We start from the raw sequence: 17,047 nt of genomic DNA on the forward strand, positions 1-17,047 counted from the left end.
GTGCCGTGGACGACGTCTCCGACACGACGCTGATCGGTCGTGCCCGTTCGGGCGACCGGCAGGCATTCGGCCAGCTCTACGACCGCCACGTGCGGCCGGTGTACTGGCAGGCGTACGCGGTCCTGGGCGATGCGAACGCGGCCGAGGACGCCGCGCAGGAGACGTTCGTGACGGCGTGGCGTCGCCTCGGCTCGATCCCCGCGGCCGACTCGGCGCTGCCGTGGCTCCTGGTGATCGCCCGCTACGTCGCCCTCAACAGCCGACGTGGTGACGTCCGGCGGCAGCGGCGCTCGGCCGAGATGCCCGACGAGGTGCGCGCGGACGACGACGTCGAGGCGAAGGTCGAGGCCGCCGACGTGCGTGCCGAGATCGCCAAGGCCGTCGCCGCCCTGTCCGCCACCGACCGCGAGCTGTACGAGCTGTGCCTCGAGGACGGTCTGACCTACGCCGAGGCCGCCGAGCGCCTCGGGCTGACCCACGCCTCGGTCCGCAACCGGCTGTCCCGACTCCGGGCCCGCCTCCGTTCCGACCTGCGAGCCCTCAGGGAGACCGCATGAACACCTCCACCGTGCTCGACGACGAGCGCATCGCCGACCTCCGCTCCCGCGTCATGGCCGACGTCGAGACCGACGTCCGTCGCCGCGGCCGCCGCGCCCGCATCGCCGCCGGTGGCGTGGCCGCCTCGATCGTGCTGATCGCCGGTGCCGCGGGATTCTCCGCCGTGGTCACCGGCAACGACTCCACGCCGAGCTTCAAGGGAGCCCCCGTCCCGGGCGGCGCCTCGTCGACCGACGGCGACTTCTCGGAGTCGATCGAACCGGCTCCGGGCGGCGACGCCGCGGTCGGCCCGAGCAAGGTCGCCGAGCCCGACCAGCAGACCGTGCCGTCGGAGGCCGACCGCGATGTCATCACGACGGGCCAGGTCTCGCTCACCGTCTCTGACCCGGACGCGTCCGCCACGGACTTCGGCGCCTGGGTCGAGGGGGTGGGCGGTCGCGTCGACCACCGGTCCGACTACTCCGAGAGCTCGTCGCTGACGGTGCGAGTCCCGGCCGGCCAAGTCAACGCGGCCCTCGAACAGCTCCGGAGCCTCGGCGAGGTCGTGAGCACGTCGGTCGACCGGGTCGACGTGACGACCGAGGTCGTCGATCTCGACGCCCGGATCGCCGCCCTGCAGGCCTCGATCGCCCGCCTGACGCAGATCCTCGGCACGGCGGCGACGACGAGCGAGGTCGTGGAGGCCGAGTCGAACCTGACGCAGCGCCAGGCTGAGCTCGACGGGCTGGTCGCCCAGCGCGCCGCGCTCGGCGAGCAGGTCGACCTGTCGACGATCGACGTCACGTTCACGGCGACCGAGTCGGCCTCGAGCGTCGAGCCCGACGGCTTCCTCGGTGGGCTGCGCACCGGGTGGAACAGCCTCGTCGACACCGTCAACGGTCTCGTGACCGGTGCGGGCGTCGTCGCACCGTGGCTCGTGGTGGTGCTGGTGCTGGCCGGTGGCGCCTGGGCCGTCACCCGCCGCCGCACCCGACCCTGACCCCGGCCCGAGTCAGCCCCGCGCCCTGAGGTGCGACGAGGAACGAGGAGCCTCGAAGGGCATCCCGCCACCACGCGTGGCTGAGGCACCCCCTTCGAGGCTCGTCCCTCGCACCTCAGGGGCCGGGGAACCCACCGTCACCAGCTGGACTTGGTGATGCCGGGGAGGTGACCGGCGTGGGCCTGCTCGCGGAAGCGGATCCGCGAGAGCCCGGTCTTGCCGACGTGGCCGCGCGGGCGACCGTCGACCTGGTCGCGGTTCCGCACGCGGACGGCGGCCGAGTCGCGCGGGAGCCGGGCGAGGGCCCGCGACGCCTCGATCCGCTCCTCCATCGACAGGTTCACGTCCTTGCTGGCGCGCCGCAGCTCCGCACGCCGCTCGGCGTAGCGGGCCACGATCTCCTTGCGCCGCTCGTTCTGGACGATCTTCGACTTCTTGGCCATCAGCGCTCCTCCTTGAACTCGACGTGGCGTCGCACCACGGGGTCGAACTTGCGCAGCACGATGCGGTCGGGGTCGTTGCGGCGGTTCTTGCGCGTCACGTACGTGTAGCCGGTGCCGGCGGTCGACCGCAGCTTCACGATCGGTCGGACGTCGTTGCTCTTGCTGGCCATCAGAGCTTCTCCCCTCGGGATCGGATGTCGGCCACGACGGCGTCGATGCCGCGCTGGTCGATGGTCTTGATGCCGCGCGCGCTGAGCGTCAGCGTGACGTGGCGGCCGAGGCTCGGCACCCAGTAGCGCTTCTTCTGCACGTTGACGTCGAAGCGTCGCTTGGTGCGTCGGTGCGAGTGCGAGACGTGGTGGCCGAAGCCCGGCGTCGCGCCCGTCACCTGGCAGGTCCGAGACATTCTTCCTCCTGATGTACGATGAGACTCATTCTCATTAAGCATACGGGAGAGAACAACGTGAAGAAGAACCTGCACCCCGAGTACCGCCCCGTCGTGTTCCGCGACCGCTCCGCCGGCACGGCCTTCCTGACCCGGTCGACCCGCACCAGCGACGAGACCGTCGAGCACGAGGGCGCGACCTATCCCGTGGTGGACGTCGACGTGTCGAGCGCGAGCCACCCGTTCTGGACCGGCCGCGGCCGCGTGGTCGACTCCGAGGGACGGGTCGAGGCGTTCCGCCGCCGCTACGGGAGCGGCCGATGACGCAGACGCCCGTCATCCTCGTCACCGGCATCGACGACGCCGCGATGGAGGCCGCCACGGTCGGCCTCCAGTTCGACCTGCCCCACGCAGCGGTCATGCGGCACACGCTCGACGTGCCGCAGCAGCTGCTCACCCGCCGGGTCAGCGACCTGACCGGCCTGGTCGAGGCCGAGCAGATGGACCTCGACCACGCCTGCGTCAGCTGCGCCCTGCGGGAGGACATCGTGCCGACCCTGGAGCGGTTGGCCGCGACCGGACGCTGGGGCGCGATCATCGCGCACCTGCCGGTCTCGGCCGAGGCGCTGCAGGTGTGCCGGGTCGTCGCGATGGACAAGCGCATCGCGCCCCACGTCCGCATCAGCGCCGTGGTCCACGCGCTCGACAGCAGCACGGCCCATCACGACCTGCTGGGCGACGACCTCCTGGTCGAGCGCGGGGTGCACACCAGCGAGGAGGACACCCGCGGCCTCGCCGAGGCGCACTGCGCGCTGGTCGAGTACGCCGACGCGATCATCGCGGTCGGCGACCTCGACGAGCCCGACACCCACCTGGTCCGGGCGCTCGCCCGCCCCGAGGCCCTGCTCGTCCCCGACGCCACCGCCCTCGACCCCGCCGCCCTGACGGGCGACCTGCACCAGCACGGTCGCACCGAGCGCTGGGTCGACGTGGTCCGCCGCGGCACCCTGCCCGAGCTCGAGTCCGAGCACGTGTGGCGCCTCGACCTGCGCGCCACGCGCCCGCTCCACCCGGGTCGCCTGCTCGACGGCATCGAGTCGCTCGGCGGAGGACCCCGCCGCTCGCGCGGATGCTTCTGGCTGCCGACGCGCCCCGGCTCGATCTGCGCGTGGGACGGCGCCGGCGGCCAGCTCAGCATCGGCACCGCCTCGCCGTGGGGTCGCTCCACCCCCCTGACCCGCATCGTCGTGACCGGCGTCGACGACGAGCGCGAGGCGCTGGTCGAGGCGTTCCACCACGCGCTGCTCTCGGACGCCGAGTCGACCGATCGCGGCCTCTACTGGGAGGTCGCGCACGACGGCCTCGAGCCGTGGCTCGGCTACATCACCCGCGCCGCCTGACCCGACCACCCACGAACCGAGAGCAGACACCTCATGGCCGTCCCCAAGCGCAAGACCTCCCGCAGCAACACCCGCCACCGCCGCTCGCAGTGGAAGGCGACCGCGACCGACCTGGTCCCCGTGACCGTCGAGGGCCGCACGGTCCGCGTGCCGCGGCGCCTCGTCAAGGGCGTGCAGCGCGGACTCGTCGACATCTCGCACCTCTCCACCACCAGCCCCACCACGAACAGGAGCACCCGATGAAGGTCCGCAACTCCCTGAAGTCGCTCAAGAACCAGCCTGGCTCGCAGGTCGTCCGCCGCCGCGGCCGCACCTACGTCATCAACAAGCAGAACCCGAGGCTCAAGGCCCGCCAGGGCTGAGCCTCGTCCGGCCAGCGTCCCCGGTCAGCCGAGCAGGTCGACCGGGCCGCTCGCCACCACGTCGCCGGACGGCGCCGGGTTGCCGTCACGCGGCTCCCGCGTGATCCGGACGTCCGTGACGACGCTGGGATCGACCGCGGCGTGGAGCACGACGACCGTGTTCCCCTCCTCGTCGGGGTGGAACGTGCCGGCCGAGACCCACGTCTCGCCGTCCTCGTCGGTCAGGAACCACAGCTCGTAGAACTGCTCGTAGGGCACCACGGGCAGCGTGTCGGACCGCAGCGTCACGATGCGACCCTCGGGTGCCGCGGCTCCCTCGAGGTCGACCTCCGCTCCCGTCGCGCCGGTCAGCTCGGCCGTGAACTCCGCCGATCCGCGGGCCAGGAGGTCCTCGTCGTCGCCACCGGTCCAGGCCGTGGCGCCGACGCCGAGCCCGGCACCGGCGACGAGGAGGGCGACAGCCGCGACGAGCAGGCGCCACCGACCGCGCGCCGGCCGACGACGCTGCGCGGAGACGTGGTCGCGCAGCACGGCGACCTGTCCGGGTGTCGGTCCGTCCCCCGAGTCGGGGAAGGCCCGGCGAAGCTCCGCACCCAGAAGGCGCTCGAGCTCGGCATCGGCGCGACTCGTGTCGTCGGCCGGGTTTCCGTCCTCGTTCGTCATGCGTCCACCTCCTCGATGAGCGTCCGAAGGCGCGCGAGCGCCCTGAAGTTTGCCTGTCTGACTGCGCCGTGACCCTTCCTCAGGACCTCGGCCACCTCGGCGACCGACAGCTCGGCGACCTGTCGGAGCCAGAGCACCTCCTGGTCGTCGATCGAGAGCCGCTCGAACGCTACCCGCACGGAGCTGACTTGTTCGTCGCGCAGCACGTGCTCGAGCGGACCCCGGTCGTTCGTCGCCTCGACCAGACCGAGCGGGCTGTCGGCGACCGGTCGCTCCCGTTCCTGCCGGCCCGAGCGCCGGATCTGCTCCAGCACCACCAGGCGCAGGATGCCGTAGAGCCAGGCCTCGACCCGGACCCCCTGGTCGGCGAGGTCGCCGATGCGGTCGACAGCTCGGGTCAGGCACTCGCTGACCGCGTCGTGCGGGTCGTAGGTGCTGGGCAGCCGCCGACGGGCGTACTCGACGAGGCGTGAGTACGACCGTCGGTAGACGGTCTCCCAGGCGTCGGGATCGAGCTCACGGAACCGCACCAGCAGGTCACGCTCCGACGTGCCTGAATCCACGGACCCGATGATACGCACCCGCACTGCTCCCTTCCCGTGCTCCTCGTGCTCCCTGCTCCTCGTGCCCCGACGGACGGAGCACGCCCTCGCGCGTCGGCGTGCGTGGCGACCGGTGCTCGGCCACCACGCACGCCGACATCGCGACTCAGCCGGTGTAGGTCGGCTGTCGGGTCGTGGCCGTCGCCGGTGCCGCCGGGACGCCACCGCTGTTGCCGGCAGCGCCGCCGCCACCACCGTTGCCGCCACCACCGTTGCCGCCACCACCGTTGCCGCCACCGGCCGCAGCGACCTCGACCGCACCGGCGTCCGGAGCTGCACCGGAGTCGCGAGCGGCTCCGCGCTGGTCGGTGGTCAGGTCACCCAGACCGTCGACGCCCGCGTCGATCGCCGGGCTCCCGGCCGCGGGCAGGTGGGTCAGGGTGGGACCACCGTTGTCCGCCAGCGCCCCGAGGCGCGGGTCGTCGGTCTCCACGTCGTCCCCACCGCTGCCGTCGACCGCGGTGCCCACGACGTTGCCGCCGAGGGTCGTGATCGCGGTCTGGGCGTCGGCCCCCGTGTTGCCGGACAGGATGCTGTTGCCCAGCGTCACGGGTCCGGCGGTGCCGGTCGAGTTGTCGGTGACGGTGACGTGGATCAGCGTGGTGGCGTCGTCAGCGGCAGCCGGGTCCGTGGCGACACCGCCACCGACCGTGGCCGTGTTCCCGCTGATCGTGCTGCCCTCGACGGTGAGAGATCCACCGACGTTGTACAGCGCACCACCCTGGCCACCGGTCGTGTTGGCGTCCAGCGTCGTGCGCGTGACCGTCATCGTGCCGGTGCCCGAGTTCCACAGGCCGCCACCCTGGTTGGTCGCCGTGTTCGCGGTGACCTGCGAGGCGTCCACGGTCACCGTGCCCGTGCCGGTCAGGTGCAGTCCGCCGCCGTTGCCCGGGGTGGGCCCGGTCGAGTTGCCCTGCAGCAGCACGTCGCTCACCGTGGTGACCGACCCGTCGCCCACGGCCTCGATGCCGCCGCCAGCGCGGACCGCGTCGTTGTCGAGGATGTTGGTGTCGGTGACCGTCAGCGTGCCGCCTCCGGCGTTGAGGATGCCGCCACCCGATCCAGCGGCGCCGTCGGCACTGTTGGCCTCGATGAGGGAACCCTCGACGACCAGCTCACCGCCGTCGTTGTGCAGACCGCCACCGCCGGAGTCGGCCGGAGCGCCGGAGGCCGTGTTGTTGCTGATGTTCGACGCCGTGACGGTCATCGTGCCCGTGGCGGAGTTCCAGAGGCCGCCGCCCTCGTTGGAGGCCACGTTGCCCGCCACGACGACGTCGTCGATGCCGACCGTGCCGGCACCGGTCAGGTGCAGACCGCCGCCGTTGCCCGGTGCCGCGCCCGTGCTGTTCTCGTTGAGCGAGCCGCCCGACACCGTGGTGGTGCTGCCCGCGGTGGCCTCGATGCCACCACCGGCGCGGACGGCCGAGTTGTTGTCGATCGACGAGTCCGTGACCTCGAGCGTGCCGCCGAGGGTCAGCACGCCACCGCCCGAACCGGCAGCACCGACGGCCTCGTTGCCCTCGACCGTACTGCCGGTGATCTGCAGCGTGCCGCCGTTGTTGAACAGGCCGCCGCCGCCGTCGTCCGCAGCTGCACCGGAAGCGGTGTTGCCGGAGATCTCCGAGTCGGTCACCGTCATCGTGCCGGTGCCGTTCCAGAGTCCGCCGCCCTCGAGGGCCGCAGTGTTGTTCGTGACCGTCGAGTCACTGATGTCGGCGTCGCCGGCACCCGTGACGTGCAGGCCGCCGCCGTTGCCGGGCGCAGCGCCCGTGCTGTTGTCGTCGAGCGTCACGCCGGTGAGCGTGGTCTTGCCGATGTTGGCCTCGACGCCACCTCCGGCGCGCACCGCGGTGTTGCCGGAGATCGTGGAGTTCTCGACGACGACGTTGCTCTGGTCGTTGAGGATGCCGCCGCCCGAACCGGCAGCGCCATCAGCGCTGTTGTCGGTGATCGACGCGTTGCGCACGGTCAGCGTTCCGCCGCCGGCCTCCTGGAACAGGCCGCCGCCGCCCTGGTCCGCCGTGACGCCGGACGCGGTGTTGCCCGTGATCGTGGTGCCGTCGACCGTCATGGTGCCGGCGCCGGAGTTCCACAGGCCGCCACCCTCGGCGGCCGCGGTGTTGCCGGAGACGGTGCCGCCGGTGATCGAGACGGTGCCCGCGCCCGTGAGGTGCAGGCCGCCGCCGTTGCCCGGCGCCGCGCCCGTGGCGTTGTCCGTCAGGTTGGTGTCGACCAGGGTCGTGGTGCTCCCGGCCGAGGCCTCGATCGCGCCGCCGGCCCGCTCGGCCGAGTTGCCGTCGAGCACGGAGTCGGAGATCGACAGCGTGCCGCCGTTGAGGAACGCGCCGCCGGAGCCGCCGCCCGCGGCGGACGGAGCGTCGGCGGGACGGCCGCCCGTGACGGTGACGCCCGAGATGGTCAGGTCGCCGCCCGCGGCCACCTGGAACGCACGATCACCGAGACCGGAGGCGTCGATGGTCGCGCCGTTGCCCACGATCGTGATGTCGGTCGTGATGTCGAGGTCACCCTCGGCGCTCGTGAGCGCGTAGGTCGCCCCGCTCTGCAGCGTGATGACGTCGGCCTCGCCGTTCGCCTCGGCTGCGGCGATCGCACCGCGCAAGGTCGTGGGGTCAGCCGGGTCGTCGGCGGTGCTCGACACGGTGAACGACTCGGCACTGGCCGTCGTCGGCACCGCGATCATCACTCCACCAGCAAGGGCAACTACCCCCGCGGCGTGCATCCATCTGCGCATTAACTCGTCCCTCTCGACGTGTGGGCGAGGACGACGGACGCGTCCTCGACGCTTACATGACCGTTGCGGGCGATTCGTCACACGTGGACTTTCTCCACCTCGAGTTGAGCAGCGCGCCTCGGCGGAGGGTCGTAGCGTGAGCGCCATGACCGACACATCCCTGCCGGGCTGGACACGCCGCACGTTCTTCGCCGCCGCCGGTGGTCTCGCCCTCGCCGGCCTGGTCGCGTGCACCGGCTCTGACGAGCCCAAGCCCAAGCCCGAGTCGGACGCTGAGCCGGAGGAGACGTCCGGGACGGGGTCCGATCCGGAGCGGACCACCGTCGCGACGTCGGTCGTGCCCTCCCTGCAGGTGTACGGCGAGCCCGGCGACCTCGACAGCCCGGACGACGCGGGCGCCGAGCAGCTCGTGCTGAACCGCGCCGACGAGGCCTCCGGCAACGTCGTCCTGCTGGCGCTGGCCGTGGGAACCGCGTGGCTGCACGTCCAGCTCCCGGTGCGCCCCAACGGCACCACCGGCTACGTCCGCGCTCGCGACGTCCGGCAGAGCAGCCACGCCTTCGCGATGGACATCGCTCTCGCCGACCACGAGCTGGTCGTGACCGAGGCGGGCGACGAAGTGCTCCGCTCCGCCATCGGCGTGGGGACCACGGACCGCCCGACGCCCGGTGGCGAGTACTACATCAAGGAGCTCCTGCAGGCCCCCGACCCGACGGGCGTCTACGGACCGTACGCCTACGGGCTGTCGGGATTCTCCAACGTCCTCACCGAGTTCGCCGGGGGCGAGGGCGTCATCGGCGTCCACGGGACCAACCAGCCCGAGCTGGTCGGCACCGACGCGAGCTCGGGCTGCATCCGGCTGCCGAACGACCAGATCACCGAACTCGTCGAGAAGATCGGCCTGCCGCTCGGCACCCCGGTGACGATCCGGGCGTGAGCCGGTGGTGCGGGCCGGTGCGGGCGGCGGCTCAGCCACCTTTCACGGGGTCTGATCGGTGGCTGAGCTACCGCCCACCCCTCACGAAGGGCCCCACACTGCTCAGCACAAGCGAAAGGGCCCCACGTCTGTGGGGCCCTTCTCCTTCTGGTGGAGCATAGGAGATTCGAACTCCTGACCTCTTCGATGCGAACGAAGCGCGCTACCAACTGCGCCAATGCCCCAAGGTCGACGACCGGGTAAGAGCCTAGCACCCCGGCCCGGGTCAGTGACCGACGGCCCGGCGGGTCTCCGGACCCTCGTCCTGCGCCTGCGCGACCTCGTCGGCCTGGCCCGGGAGGGCGACGCCCTCGGCCTCGACGTGGCCCGAGGACCAGGTGCCGGCCTGGGCGAAGTCGATCGTGCGGACGGTGCGTCCGACGCGCGGCTTCGTGACGTACGTGGGGAGCGTGACGGGCAGCGGGTCCCACAGGGCCTCGCCCGTCGTGGCGACCGACGGCACCGCGATCTGCAGCTGGTCGTCGAGCGCGTCGACCGAGAGCGCCTCGACCTCCATGACGCGGGGACGGTTCGGCTCGATGTCCTCGAACTGGTGCGAGACGACCAGCGTGGTCTCCTCGTCAGCAGCCGTGCCACCGCGACGCTCCGTCGTCTCGGCCGAGGCCGACCGACGCAGGGACAGACGCGGCAGGCTGATCGACGGCGTGCTCAGACCGCGCTCGCCGCGGACCTGGATCCGGCAGGCCACGAGCCAGGCGACCATGAGGGCGACCGGGACAGCCGTCCAGACCTGCCCGATCGTCCCGGCCACACCGAGCCCCGCCACCACGACCAGGGAGGTGATCAGGGTGATGAGGACCCGTCGGCGACGACGGGCGGCCAGACGCGCAGCGGCACGGTTGACGGGGCGGGGAGCTGCCTCGGTGACCTGGGCCATGGCGGGTGCCTTCTCGGACGGGGACTCGGTGGTGACGGTGGTGTCGGCCTTCTCGGCCTCCACCTCGGGCTCGGTCTCGGCGACCGACTCGCTGCGTGAGGTGCGGGCGATGACCCGACTGAGGGAGGTGAACGAGCCGAGCGACGAGGTCTTGGAGGCCTCGTCGTACCGGCGGAGCATGAGCGGGACGACATACGCCACCCACACGATGACGACGACGGCAAAGATGACGCCGCTGGCTCCTCCGATCACGTACAGAACGGTAGGTCCCGGAGCGGGCCGAACGTGGGAGCCCGCGCGTGTGTCGTGACAGAAGTTACGGATGTGACGAGGTCAGACCCGGTCGAGCACCCGCCCCTGGACGTCCTCGGCGACGAGCTGGAACAGCCGGTGGTCGGCCCAGCGGCCCGCGATGTGCAGGTACCGCGGGGCGAGCCCGACGTCGGTGAACCCCAACCGGCGCACGACCGCGAGGCTGGGGTGGTTCTCCGGACGGATCGCGATGTCGACCCGGTGCAGCCGCGTGGTCCCGAACAGGTGGTCGCACACCAGAGCGACGCCCGTGGGGGTGATGCCGCGACCCGCGTGGTCGGCCGAGACCCAGTAGCCGATGCTGGCCGACCGGGCCGATCCCCCGACGATCGAGCTGACGCTGACCTGGCCCACCATGACGCCGTCCCACGTCGAGACGAACGGCATGCCCTCACCGTGCCGGGCCCGGCGGCGCAGCACCGAGATCATCTGCCGGTACGAGGTCACCTGCTGGCCGCCCTCGGGCGGCAGCGTGGCGTCCCACGGCGACAGCCACCCGCCGTTGGCGGCGCGCAGCTCGGACCACCGGTTCGCGTCGGAGCGCCGCAGCGGCCGGATCCCGATCCGCCCGTGGGTCAGCTCGACCTCCCAGGGGGCGGCCACCTCAGAACGGGCGGTCGAGCACGAGCGTCCGGACCGTGTCGCCGAGGTTGAGCGCCGTCTCGTCCTCGCCGACCACGACGAGCGCGTTGGCCTCGGCCAGGCGCGACAGGAGGAGGTCGTCGGAGTCGGGCAGCGGGGTGACCTTGGCACCGCGGTGCGTGACCTCGAAGACGGCCGGCACGTACTGACGACGTCCCGACGGCGAGGTGATGTCGGCGGCCAGGACCGCGTGGACCATGGGCCGACGGTAGGGCGTGCGCCCCATGAGACGCCGCAGCGCCGGCAGCACGAAGACCTCGAAGCCGACGTACGCGGCGACGCCGTTGGGCGGCAGCGTGATGATGGGCGTGTGGTCGTCGAACACGCCGCCGAAGCCCTGCACGCGGCCGGGGTGGATCGCGACCTCGTGGAAGTCGACCGTGCCGAGCGAGCGCAGCGTCTGGCGGATCGCGTCGCGATGGCCCGCCGAGATGCCTCCGGTGGTGACCACCAGGTCGGCGCGCACGAGCTGCTCGCTGAGGACGCGGCGGAACTCCTTGGGGTCGTCGCCGACGGCGCCGACACGGAACGCGATGGCCCCGGCCGAGCGGATCGCCGCCGCGAGCATGTAGCTGTTGCCGTCGAAGGAGGAGTCGTGCGAGACGTGGTCGCCCGGTTCGCGCAGCTCCGAGCCCATCGAGATCACGACGACGCGGGGCCGCGGACGCAGGGCGACGCGATGGGCACCGAGCGAGGCCAGGAGTCCGATCTCCCGGGCGCCGAGCACCGTGCCAGCCTTGACCGCGGTGGACCCGGCGACGACGTCGGACCCGGTCGCGCGGATGCCCTGGCCCACTTCGGGCGCCACGGAGACGGCGACCTTGGACTGACCCCGGTTGGTGTGCGACAGCGGCACGACGCAGTCGGCGCCGCGCGGGATCGGCGATCCGGCGCTGATGCGCGCCGCGGTTCCCCGGCTGATCGCGAACGGACGCGAGACCCCGGCCCGGATCTCGCCGGCGACGGGCATCACGGTGGGGGCGTCGCGCGTGGCCGAGGTGGCGTCGCCGGCAGCGACGGCGTACCCGTCGACGAGCGACTGGTCGAAACGGGGAAGGTCGACCGGGGTGACGTAGTCGGCGAACAGCGGCAGCCCGAGCGACTCGACGAGGGGCTGGTCGTAGGGCGCCAGGGGGCCGAGGCCGCGCAGCACCTTCTCGAGGTGGTCCTCGACCGTGAGCATCCCCTCCGGGATGCTCGAGGCGCGCGGACGGGGGCGCGGGCCGGCCGACTCCTGCGTGCGCGCGGGAGCGGCGGCGGGAGCGGGATCCGAGGTGGCCGCGGCCTGGGTCGGCGACGGTGTCTCAGGCTCGCCCTCGGGCAGGGGCTGCTCCGGCTCCGACGGCTGCGCTTGCGGCGTCGACGCCTCGGCGCTCGGGGCGGACTCGTCCACCGCGTCCGCGGCGGGCCGGGGGTCCGACTCGTCCTCGGGGTCGCTGACGGCCTCGGCCGTGGAGACGGGATCGACGTCGGGCAACGGGTCCTGTCCCGGCACGGCGGCGTCGCTGTCTCCGGAGACCATGAGGGTCAGCCTAACCGGGTGCCCTCCGCGACCCGCGTGGCCCGACCGGGCGCGTCGCCTGTTTTCCCGGCGGTCTCGTCCTCCTCCAGGAGCACCTCGCCGGCGACGACGACGTCGGCGCCGAAGCTCCAGTCGCCTCGCACCGTGAACCGCTCGGCCGACGCGAGCGACGGCACGTGCGGGAAGCGCGCCTCGAAGTCGGCGATCGTGCCGAAGTAGCGCTTGTCGAGGTCGACCAGCGGCGGCTCCACGGTCGCGCGGACCCGGAAGTCGTCGCCGACGCCGTACACGTCGGAGCGCAGCAGGAGCAGGTCGTTGGTGGTCTTGACCGGGAGGAAGCGCGCCCGGTCGACCTCGATGGCGGTGGCGCCGTCGAAGACCTGCACGGCCGCACCCATCGCGGTCTCGATCTGGATGACCTCGGGCGAGCCGGGATCGGCCGGGTCGACGACCTTGCGGTTCTTGATCAGCGGCAGCCCGAGGATGCCCTGGCGCTCGTCGAGCGTCTTCTTCAGGACCCGCAGGTCGAACCACAGGTTGTTGGTGTGGAAGTAGCGGTGCAGCGTCAGGTCGGAGGCCGCCGCGGCGTCCTCGGGCGGGGTCTGCGCCGTCTCGCGCAGCACGAGGCGTCCGTCGCTGCGGCGCACCACGAGGTGGCCACCCTTGACGTCGGCCGGGGTCCGGCGACACACCTCGGCAGCGTAGGGGGCACCGGACCCGGCGAACCAGGCCATCATCTCGGGATCGGGGGCCGCGCCGAGGTTGTCGGAGTTCGACACCGTCGCGTACAGGTAGCCGGCGTCGAGCAGCTGGTCGAGGATGCCCGAGGTCTGCAGCGCGGTGTAGAGGTCGCCGTGACCCGGCGGGCACCACTCGAGCTCGGCGTCGGCCGGCCAGTCGACGGGGGTGAGGTCGTCGGCGCGCAGACGCGGCTCGAGGTTCTGCACGAAGTCGATCGGCAGGCCCGGCGTCTCGATGCCCGGGTGGTGAGCCAGCGCCGCACGGGTGTCGTCACGGGTGCGGAACGAGTTCATGAAGATCAGGGGCAGGCGCACGTCGTGCGTGCGACGCACGTGCTCGACCTGCCCCACGATGATGTCGAGGAAGCTCAGGCCCCGGCGCACGGGCAGCAGCGACTTGGCGCGGTCCATGCCCATCGAGGTGCCGAGCCCGCCGTTGAGCTTGATGACCACGGTCGCGTCGGCGGCCGTGCGCACGTCCTCGGGCGAGGCCTCGAGGGTCGCGGCACGGTGGATGCCGCTCAGCGGCTCGACGTCGGCCTCGGGGATCATGCCCGTGGCGCCCGCCTGCAGCTGGTCGTAGTAGTGCGTGAACACGTCGATCGCCTGCTGGGGCACGCCCGCACTGACCATCCGTCGCTGCGCTTCCGCCAATCCGTCCACCCGCACACGATAGCGTCGCGACGTGGGTCACACCGGTTCAGCGAAGGATGATCTGCGTCGCACGCTGCTGCGGGCTCGACGCGAGCGATCCGAGGGCGACCTCGCGGAGGCGGCGACCGCGCTCGCGGCGCACCTGTCCGGCGACCGGGCGCTGCGGGGAGCCCGCCGCGCGGCGGCGTACCTGGCGATGCGGGGCGAACCGCCCACGGGCGCACTGCTGGCCGAGCTCCAGGCGGCGGGCACCGAGGTCGTCGTGCCCGTGACCCGCGCGGACGGCACGCTCGACTGGGTCACGCACGACGCGGCGGCTCCGACGACGCGGTCCTCCATCGGCGTCGACGAGCCCGTGGGCGCTCCCCTGCCGGGGTCTCCGCTGACCGAGGTCGACCTCGTGCTGGTGCCCGCCCTGGCGGTCGACCACCACGGCCGCCGCCTCGGGAGGGGCGCCGGCTACTACGACCGGGCCCTGGCCGAGGTCGTCGTGCGACCTCAGCGGCCGACCCTCGTCGCGGTCGTCTTCGCGGAGGAGATCCTGCCCGAGGTTCCGCACGAGCCGCACGACGTGCCGGTCGACCTGGTGCTCACCCCGTCCGGGATCTTCCGCCCGGAGCGCTAGGCCCTCGCGGGCTCAGGCGCGCTGGACGTCGCGGATCTCGCCGACGAGCTCCTCGAGGACGTCCTCGAGCATGATCACGCCGACGACGTGGCCCTCGACGTCCGCGACGCGGGCCATGTGGGATCCGCGCGACTGCATCAGCCGCAGCGCGTCGAACAAGCCGGCACCCACCGGCACCGTCACGAGCGGGCGCACCCACTTGTCGGCGATGACCCGGCCCCGCGCGTCGTCGTCGGTCTCGAGGGCGTCCTTCAGGTGGAGGTAGCCCGTCAGCTCGCCGGACTCGTCACGCACCGGGAACCGGGAGAATCCCGACTCCGCGCACGCGACCTCGACGTCGGCGGCGGTCGCGTGCCGGTCGATCGTGACCAGCACGTCGGTCGGCAGCACCACCTCGTCGATCGTGCCGCCCTGGAAGTCGAGCGCACCCTGCACCAGGCCGTACTCGTCGTCGTCGAGCAGGCCCTCGCGGCGGGACTCCTCGACCAGGTCGGCGACCTCGTCGTGCGAGAAGGTCGAGGCGACCTCGTCCTTCGGCTCGATCCGCAGGAGCCGGAGCGTGACGTTCGAGATGCCGTTGAGCGCCAGCACGATCGGCTTGAGCACCGCGACGACCGCCAGCATGAACGGGCCGAGGATCAGAGCCGCCTTGTCGGGCGCCGCGAGCGCCAGGTTCTTCGGCACCATCTCGCCGATCACGACGTGCGCGTAGACCACGAGCGTCAGGGCGATCGCGAAGGAGATCGGGTGCACCAACACCTCCGGCACGCCCAGGGCGTCGAAGGCCGGCTCCATCGCGTGGGCGATGACGGGCTCGCTGACGGCGCCCAGCAGCAGCGAGCAGATCGTGATGCCGAGCTGGGCCGCGGCCATCATGAGCGAGACGTTCTCGATCGCGCGCAGGGCGAGCTTCGCGGTGCGCGACCCCTGGGCAGCGGCCGGCTCGAGCTGCGTGCGCCGCGCCGAGAGGAGCGCGAACTCCGAGCCCACGAACAGCGCGTTGAGCGCCAGCAGGAGCGCCGTGACGGCGAGGCCGGTCCAGATGTTCATCGTCGGCCTCCCTCGGCCTCGGCCCGCGAGCGCACGGCCGGAGGGGCCATCGGCTCGGGTCGCTCGGCGGTCATCGTGAGGCGGTCGATGCGGCGGCCGTCGACCCGGTCGACGGTCAGGGCGACCGGCAGCGGCTCGGGCTCGTCGCCCTCGTCCTCGGGCGTCGGGTCGACCATCAGCGTCACGACGTCGCCGCGCTGGGCGAGGCGGCCGAGCTCCTGGACCACGAGCCCGCCGACCGTCTCGTAGTTGGGACCCTCGGGCAGCGGGATCCCGGTCTGCTCGAAGATCTCGTCGGGTCGCAGCAGGCCCGAGAGCGACCAGGTGCCGTCGGTGCGGTGACGGCTCGTCGCGGCGCCCCGGTCGTGCTCGTCGGCGATGTCGCCCACGATCTCCTCGACCAGGTCCTCCAGGGTCACGACGCCGTCGGTGCCGCCGTACTCGTCGAGCACGACCGCCATCTGCATGCCCTGGTCGCGCAGGAACGCCAGCAGCGGGTCGAGCTCCAGGCTGTCGGGCACCGTGGCCGCAGGGGCGCAGATGTCCTCGATGCGGGTCGAGCGGCGGCGATCGACCGGGACGGCCACGGCGTGCTTGACGTGCACGACGCCCACGATGTCGTCGGGGGTCTTGCCGATGACGGGGAACCGCGAGTGGCCCGTCGACCGAGCGGCCTCGATCACGGCCGCCGCCGTGTCGCGGCCCTCGAGGAACGTGACGCGGACGCGCGGGGTGCGGACGTCGGCGGCGGTGCGGTCGCCGAAGGTGATGCTGCGCGCGACGAGGCGGGCGGTGTCGTCGTCCATCGCGCCCTCCTGCGCCGAGCGCAGCACGAGCGATCGCAGCTCCAGCGGGGAGCGTGCCGAGCGCAGCTCCTCCTGCGGCTCGACTCCCCACGACCGCAGGACCGCGTTGGCGGTGCCGTTCAGCGAGCGGATCGGCCAGGCCATGACCTTGGTGAACCAGCGCTGTGGCAGCTGGGTCCAGCGCGCCGCGACCATCGGCACGGCCAGGGCGATGTTCTTCGGGATCAGCTCGCCGATCAGCATCGTCGCGAACGTGCTGAGCGCGAGGGCCACGAAGTAGGACGCGAAGCCGAGGGTGCCGCCGCTCAGGCCGAGGTCCTCGAACGGCCCCCGGACGAGACTGCCGATCGCGGGCTCGGCGAGGTAGCCGATCGCGAGGTTCGTGATGGTGATGCCGAGCTGGGCGCCGCTGAGCTGCGTCGACAGCGTGCGCAGCGCCGTGCGGGTCCCGACCGCGCCGGGCCGGTTCTCCTGGACCGCGCGGTCGACGGCGGCCCGGTCGACCGTCACGAACGAGAACTCGGCGGCGACGAAGACGCCGCAGGCGAACATCAGCGCGATGGCGACGGCGAGGAGGATCAGCTCGGTCACGAGGAAGATCCCGCGCCGGTACTCGGAGGCTCGTTCACAGTGGCGCCAACTGTACCCTTGAGCGGTTACGTCCACGAGTCGTCATGA

At 72.3% G+C, this 17,047-nt stretch carries 20 protein-coding genes and 1 tRNA gene; 8 read left to right on the plus strand and 13 right to left on the minus strand.

The genetic code is table 11. The features are described 5' to 3' along the window. Positions 1 to 5 precede the first annotated feature (5 nt). Positions 6 to 557, plus strand: a complete 552-nt coding sequence (locus ABD127_RS09930; RefSeq protein ID WP_344200683.1) for an RNA polymerase sigma factor — start codon at positions 6 to 8, stop codon at positions 555 to 557. Further along, a complete protein-coding gene (locus ABD127_RS09935) occupies positions 554 to 1,537 on the plus strand; it encodes a DUF4349 domain-containing protein (RefSeq protein WP_344200685.1) in 984 nt (327 codons plus the stop codon). Before ABD127_RS09930 ends, ABD127_RS09935 begins: the two co-directional genes overlap by 4 nt. 137 nt (positions 1,538 to 1,674) lie before the next feature. Here the strand turns inward: ABD127_RS09935 and rpsN are convergent, their stop codons facing one another. Genes rpsN through rpmB form a run of 3 tightly spaced genes read right to left on the minus strand, consistent with a single transcriptional unit; the run spans position 1,675 to position 2,386 of the window. After that, positions 1,675 to 1,980 (minus strand): 30S ribosomal protein S14, encoded by a 306-nt coding sequence (rpsN, locus tag ABD127_RS09940; RefSeq protein WP_344200688.1) that lies wholly within the window; start codon positions 1,978 to 1,980, stop codon positions 1,675 to 1,677. Further along, positions 1,980 to 2,150 carry a 50S ribosomal protein L33 gene (rpmG, locus tag ABD127_RS09945; RefSeq protein ID WP_344200691.1) on the minus strand — a complete coding sequence of 57 codons (171 nt, stop codon included), beginning with the start codon at positions 2,148 to 2,150 and terminating at the stop codon, positions 1,980 to 1,982. The genes rpsN and rpmG overlap by 1 nt, the downstream gene beginning before the upstream one ends. Continuing rightward, positions 2,150 to 2,386, minus strand: a complete 237-nt coding sequence (gene rpmB, locus ABD127_RS09950) for a 50S ribosomal protein L28 (protein WP_344200693.1) — start codon at positions 2,384 to 2,386, stop codon at positions 2,150 to 2,152. Before rpmB ends, rpmG begins: the two co-directional genes overlap by 1 nt. Before the next feature lie 57 nt (positions 2,387 to 2,443). On the opposite strand from rpmB, the gene ABD127_RS09955 reads away from it, so the two are divergent. From ABD127_RS09955 to ykgO, 4 genes are read left to right on the plus strand one after another with little or no spacing between them, the layout of a single operon-like run. After that, positions 2,444 to 2,689, plus strand: a complete 246-nt coding sequence (locus ABD127_RS09955) for a type B 50S ribosomal protein L31 (protein ID WP_344200696.1) — start codon at positions 2,444 to 2,446, stop codon at positions 2,687 to 2,689. Next, complete coding sequence (locus ABD127_RS09960; protein WP_344200697.1) at positions 2,686 to 3,765, plus strand: GTP-binding protein; 1,080 nt, start codon at positions 2,686 to 2,688, stop codon at positions 3,763 to 3,765. Before ABD127_RS09955 ends, ABD127_RS09960 begins: the two co-directional genes overlap by 4 nt. 33 nt (positions 3,766 to 3,798) lie before the next feature. Further along, on the plus strand, positions 3,799 to 4,008 hold the full coding sequence (gene rpmF / locus ABD127_RS09965; RefSeq protein WP_344200700.1) for a 50S ribosomal protein L32: 210 nt from the start codon (positions 3,799 to 3,801) through the stop codon (positions 4,006 to 4,008). Further along, positions 4,005 to 4,127, plus strand: a complete 123-nt coding sequence (gene ykgO / locus ABD127_RS09970; RefSeq protein WP_344200703.1) for a type B 50S ribosomal protein L36 — start codon at positions 4,005 to 4,007, stop codon at positions 4,125 to 4,127. Before rpmF ends, ykgO begins: the two co-directional genes overlap by 4 nt. 24 nt (positions 4,128 to 4,151) lie before the next feature. On the opposite strand, the gene ABD127_RS09975 is transcribed toward ykgO, so the two are convergent. The 3 genes from ABD127_RS09975 to ABD127_RS09985 form a co-directional block, all read right to left on the minus strand. Next, entirely contained in the window at positions 4,152 to 4,790 is a 639-nt protein-coding gene (locus ABD127_RS09975; RefSeq protein ID WP_344200705.1) for an anti-sigma factor, read from the minus strand. Beyond that, positions 4,787 to 5,353 carry an RNA polymerase sigma factor gene (locus ABD127_RS09980; protein ID WP_344200708.1) on the minus strand — a complete coding sequence of 189 codons (567 nt, stop codon included), beginning with the start codon at positions 5,351 to 5,353 and terminating at the stop codon, positions 4,787 to 4,789. Before ABD127_RS09980 ends, ABD127_RS09975 begins: the two co-directional genes overlap by 4 nt. 145 nt (positions 5,354 to 5,498) lie before the next feature. Continuing rightward, a complete protein-coding gene (locus ABD127_RS09985; protein WP_344200710.1) occupies positions 5,499 to 8,084 on the minus strand; it encodes a beta strand repeat-containing protein in 2,586 nt (861 codons plus the stop codon). A 205-nt stretch (positions 8,085 to 8,289) separates the two neighbouring features. Here ABD127_RS09985 and ABD127_RS09990 point away from each other — a divergent pair, with 205 nt between their 5' ends. Continuing rightward, entirely contained in the window at positions 8,290 to 9,081 is a 792-nt protein-coding gene (locus tag ABD127_RS09990) for a L,D-transpeptidase (protein WP_344200713.1), read from the plus strand. A gap of 148 nt (positions 9,082 to 9,229) precedes the next feature. On the opposite strand, the gene ABD127_RS09995 is transcribed toward ABD127_RS09990, so the two are convergent. The 5 genes from ABD127_RS09995 to ABD127_RS10015 form a co-directional block, all read right to left on the minus strand. Beyond that, positions 9,230 to 9,305: transfer RNA gene (locus ABD127_RS09995), tRNA-Ala, on the minus strand. 41 nt (positions 9,306 to 9,346) lie between these two features. Beyond that, positions 9,347 to 10,270 carry a divisome protein SepX/GlpR gene (sepX, locus tag ABD127_RS10000; protein WP_344200716.1) on the minus strand — a complete coding sequence of 308 codons (924 nt, stop codon included), beginning with the start codon at positions 10,268 to 10,270 and terminating at the stop codon, positions 9,347 to 9,349. A gap of 81 nt (positions 10,271 to 10,351) precedes the next feature. Beyond that, the gene (locus ABD127_RS10005) at positions 10,352 to 10,933 is read right to left on the minus strand and encodes a GNAT family N-acetyltransferase (protein WP_344200718.1); all 582 of its coding nucleotides are present in this window, start codon (positions 10,931 to 10,933) and stop codon (positions 10,352 to 10,354) included. A gap of 1 nt (position 10,934) precedes the next feature. Continuing rightward, on the minus strand, positions 10,935 to 12,494 hold the full coding sequence (locus tag ABD127_RS10010) for a molybdopterin molybdotransferase MoeA (RefSeq protein WP_344200721.1): 1,560 nt from the start codon (positions 12,492 to 12,494) through the stop codon (positions 10,935 to 10,937). 5 nt (positions 12,495 to 12,499) lie between these two features. Next, positions 12,500 to 13,903, minus strand: coding sequence for a UTP--glucose-1-phosphate uridylyltransferase (locus tag ABD127_RS10015; protein WP_425545809.1), 1,404 nt, complete (start codon positions 13,901 to 13,903; stop codon positions 12,500 to 12,502). Between the two features lie 16 nt (positions 13,904 to 13,919). Between ABD127_RS10015 and ABD127_RS10020 the strand changes: the two genes are divergently transcribed. Further along, positions 13,920 to 14,513 carry a 5-formyltetrahydrofolate cyclo-ligase gene (locus tag ABD127_RS10020; RefSeq protein WP_344200726.1) on the plus strand — a complete coding sequence of 198 codons (594 nt, stop codon included), beginning with the start codon at positions 13,920 to 13,922 and terminating at the stop codon, positions 14,511 to 14,513. A 12-nt stretch (positions 14,514 to 14,525) separates the two neighbouring features. On the opposite strand, the gene ABD127_RS10025 is transcribed toward ABD127_RS10020, so the two are convergent. Then, complete coding sequence (locus tag ABD127_RS10025) at positions 14,526 to 15,563, minus strand: hemolysin family protein (protein ID WP_344200728.1); 1,038 nt, start codon at positions 15,561 to 15,563, stop codon at positions 14,526 to 14,528. Continuing rightward, a complete protein-coding gene (locus ABD127_RS10030; protein ID WP_344200730.1) occupies positions 15,560 to 16,960 on the minus strand; it encodes a hemolysin family protein in 1,401 nt (466 codons plus the stop codon). The genes ABD127_RS10025 and ABD127_RS10030 overlap by 4 nt, the downstream gene beginning before the upstream one ends. Between the last annotated feature and the right edge of the window lie 87 nt (positions 16,961 to 17,047).

It is taken from the genome of Aeromicrobium alkaliterrae, from assembly GCF_039529015.1.
In the GTDB taxonomy this organism is placed as follows: Bacteria; Actinomycetota; Actinomycetes; order Propionibacteriales; family Nocardioidaceae; genus Aeromicrobium; species Aeromicrobium alkaliterrae.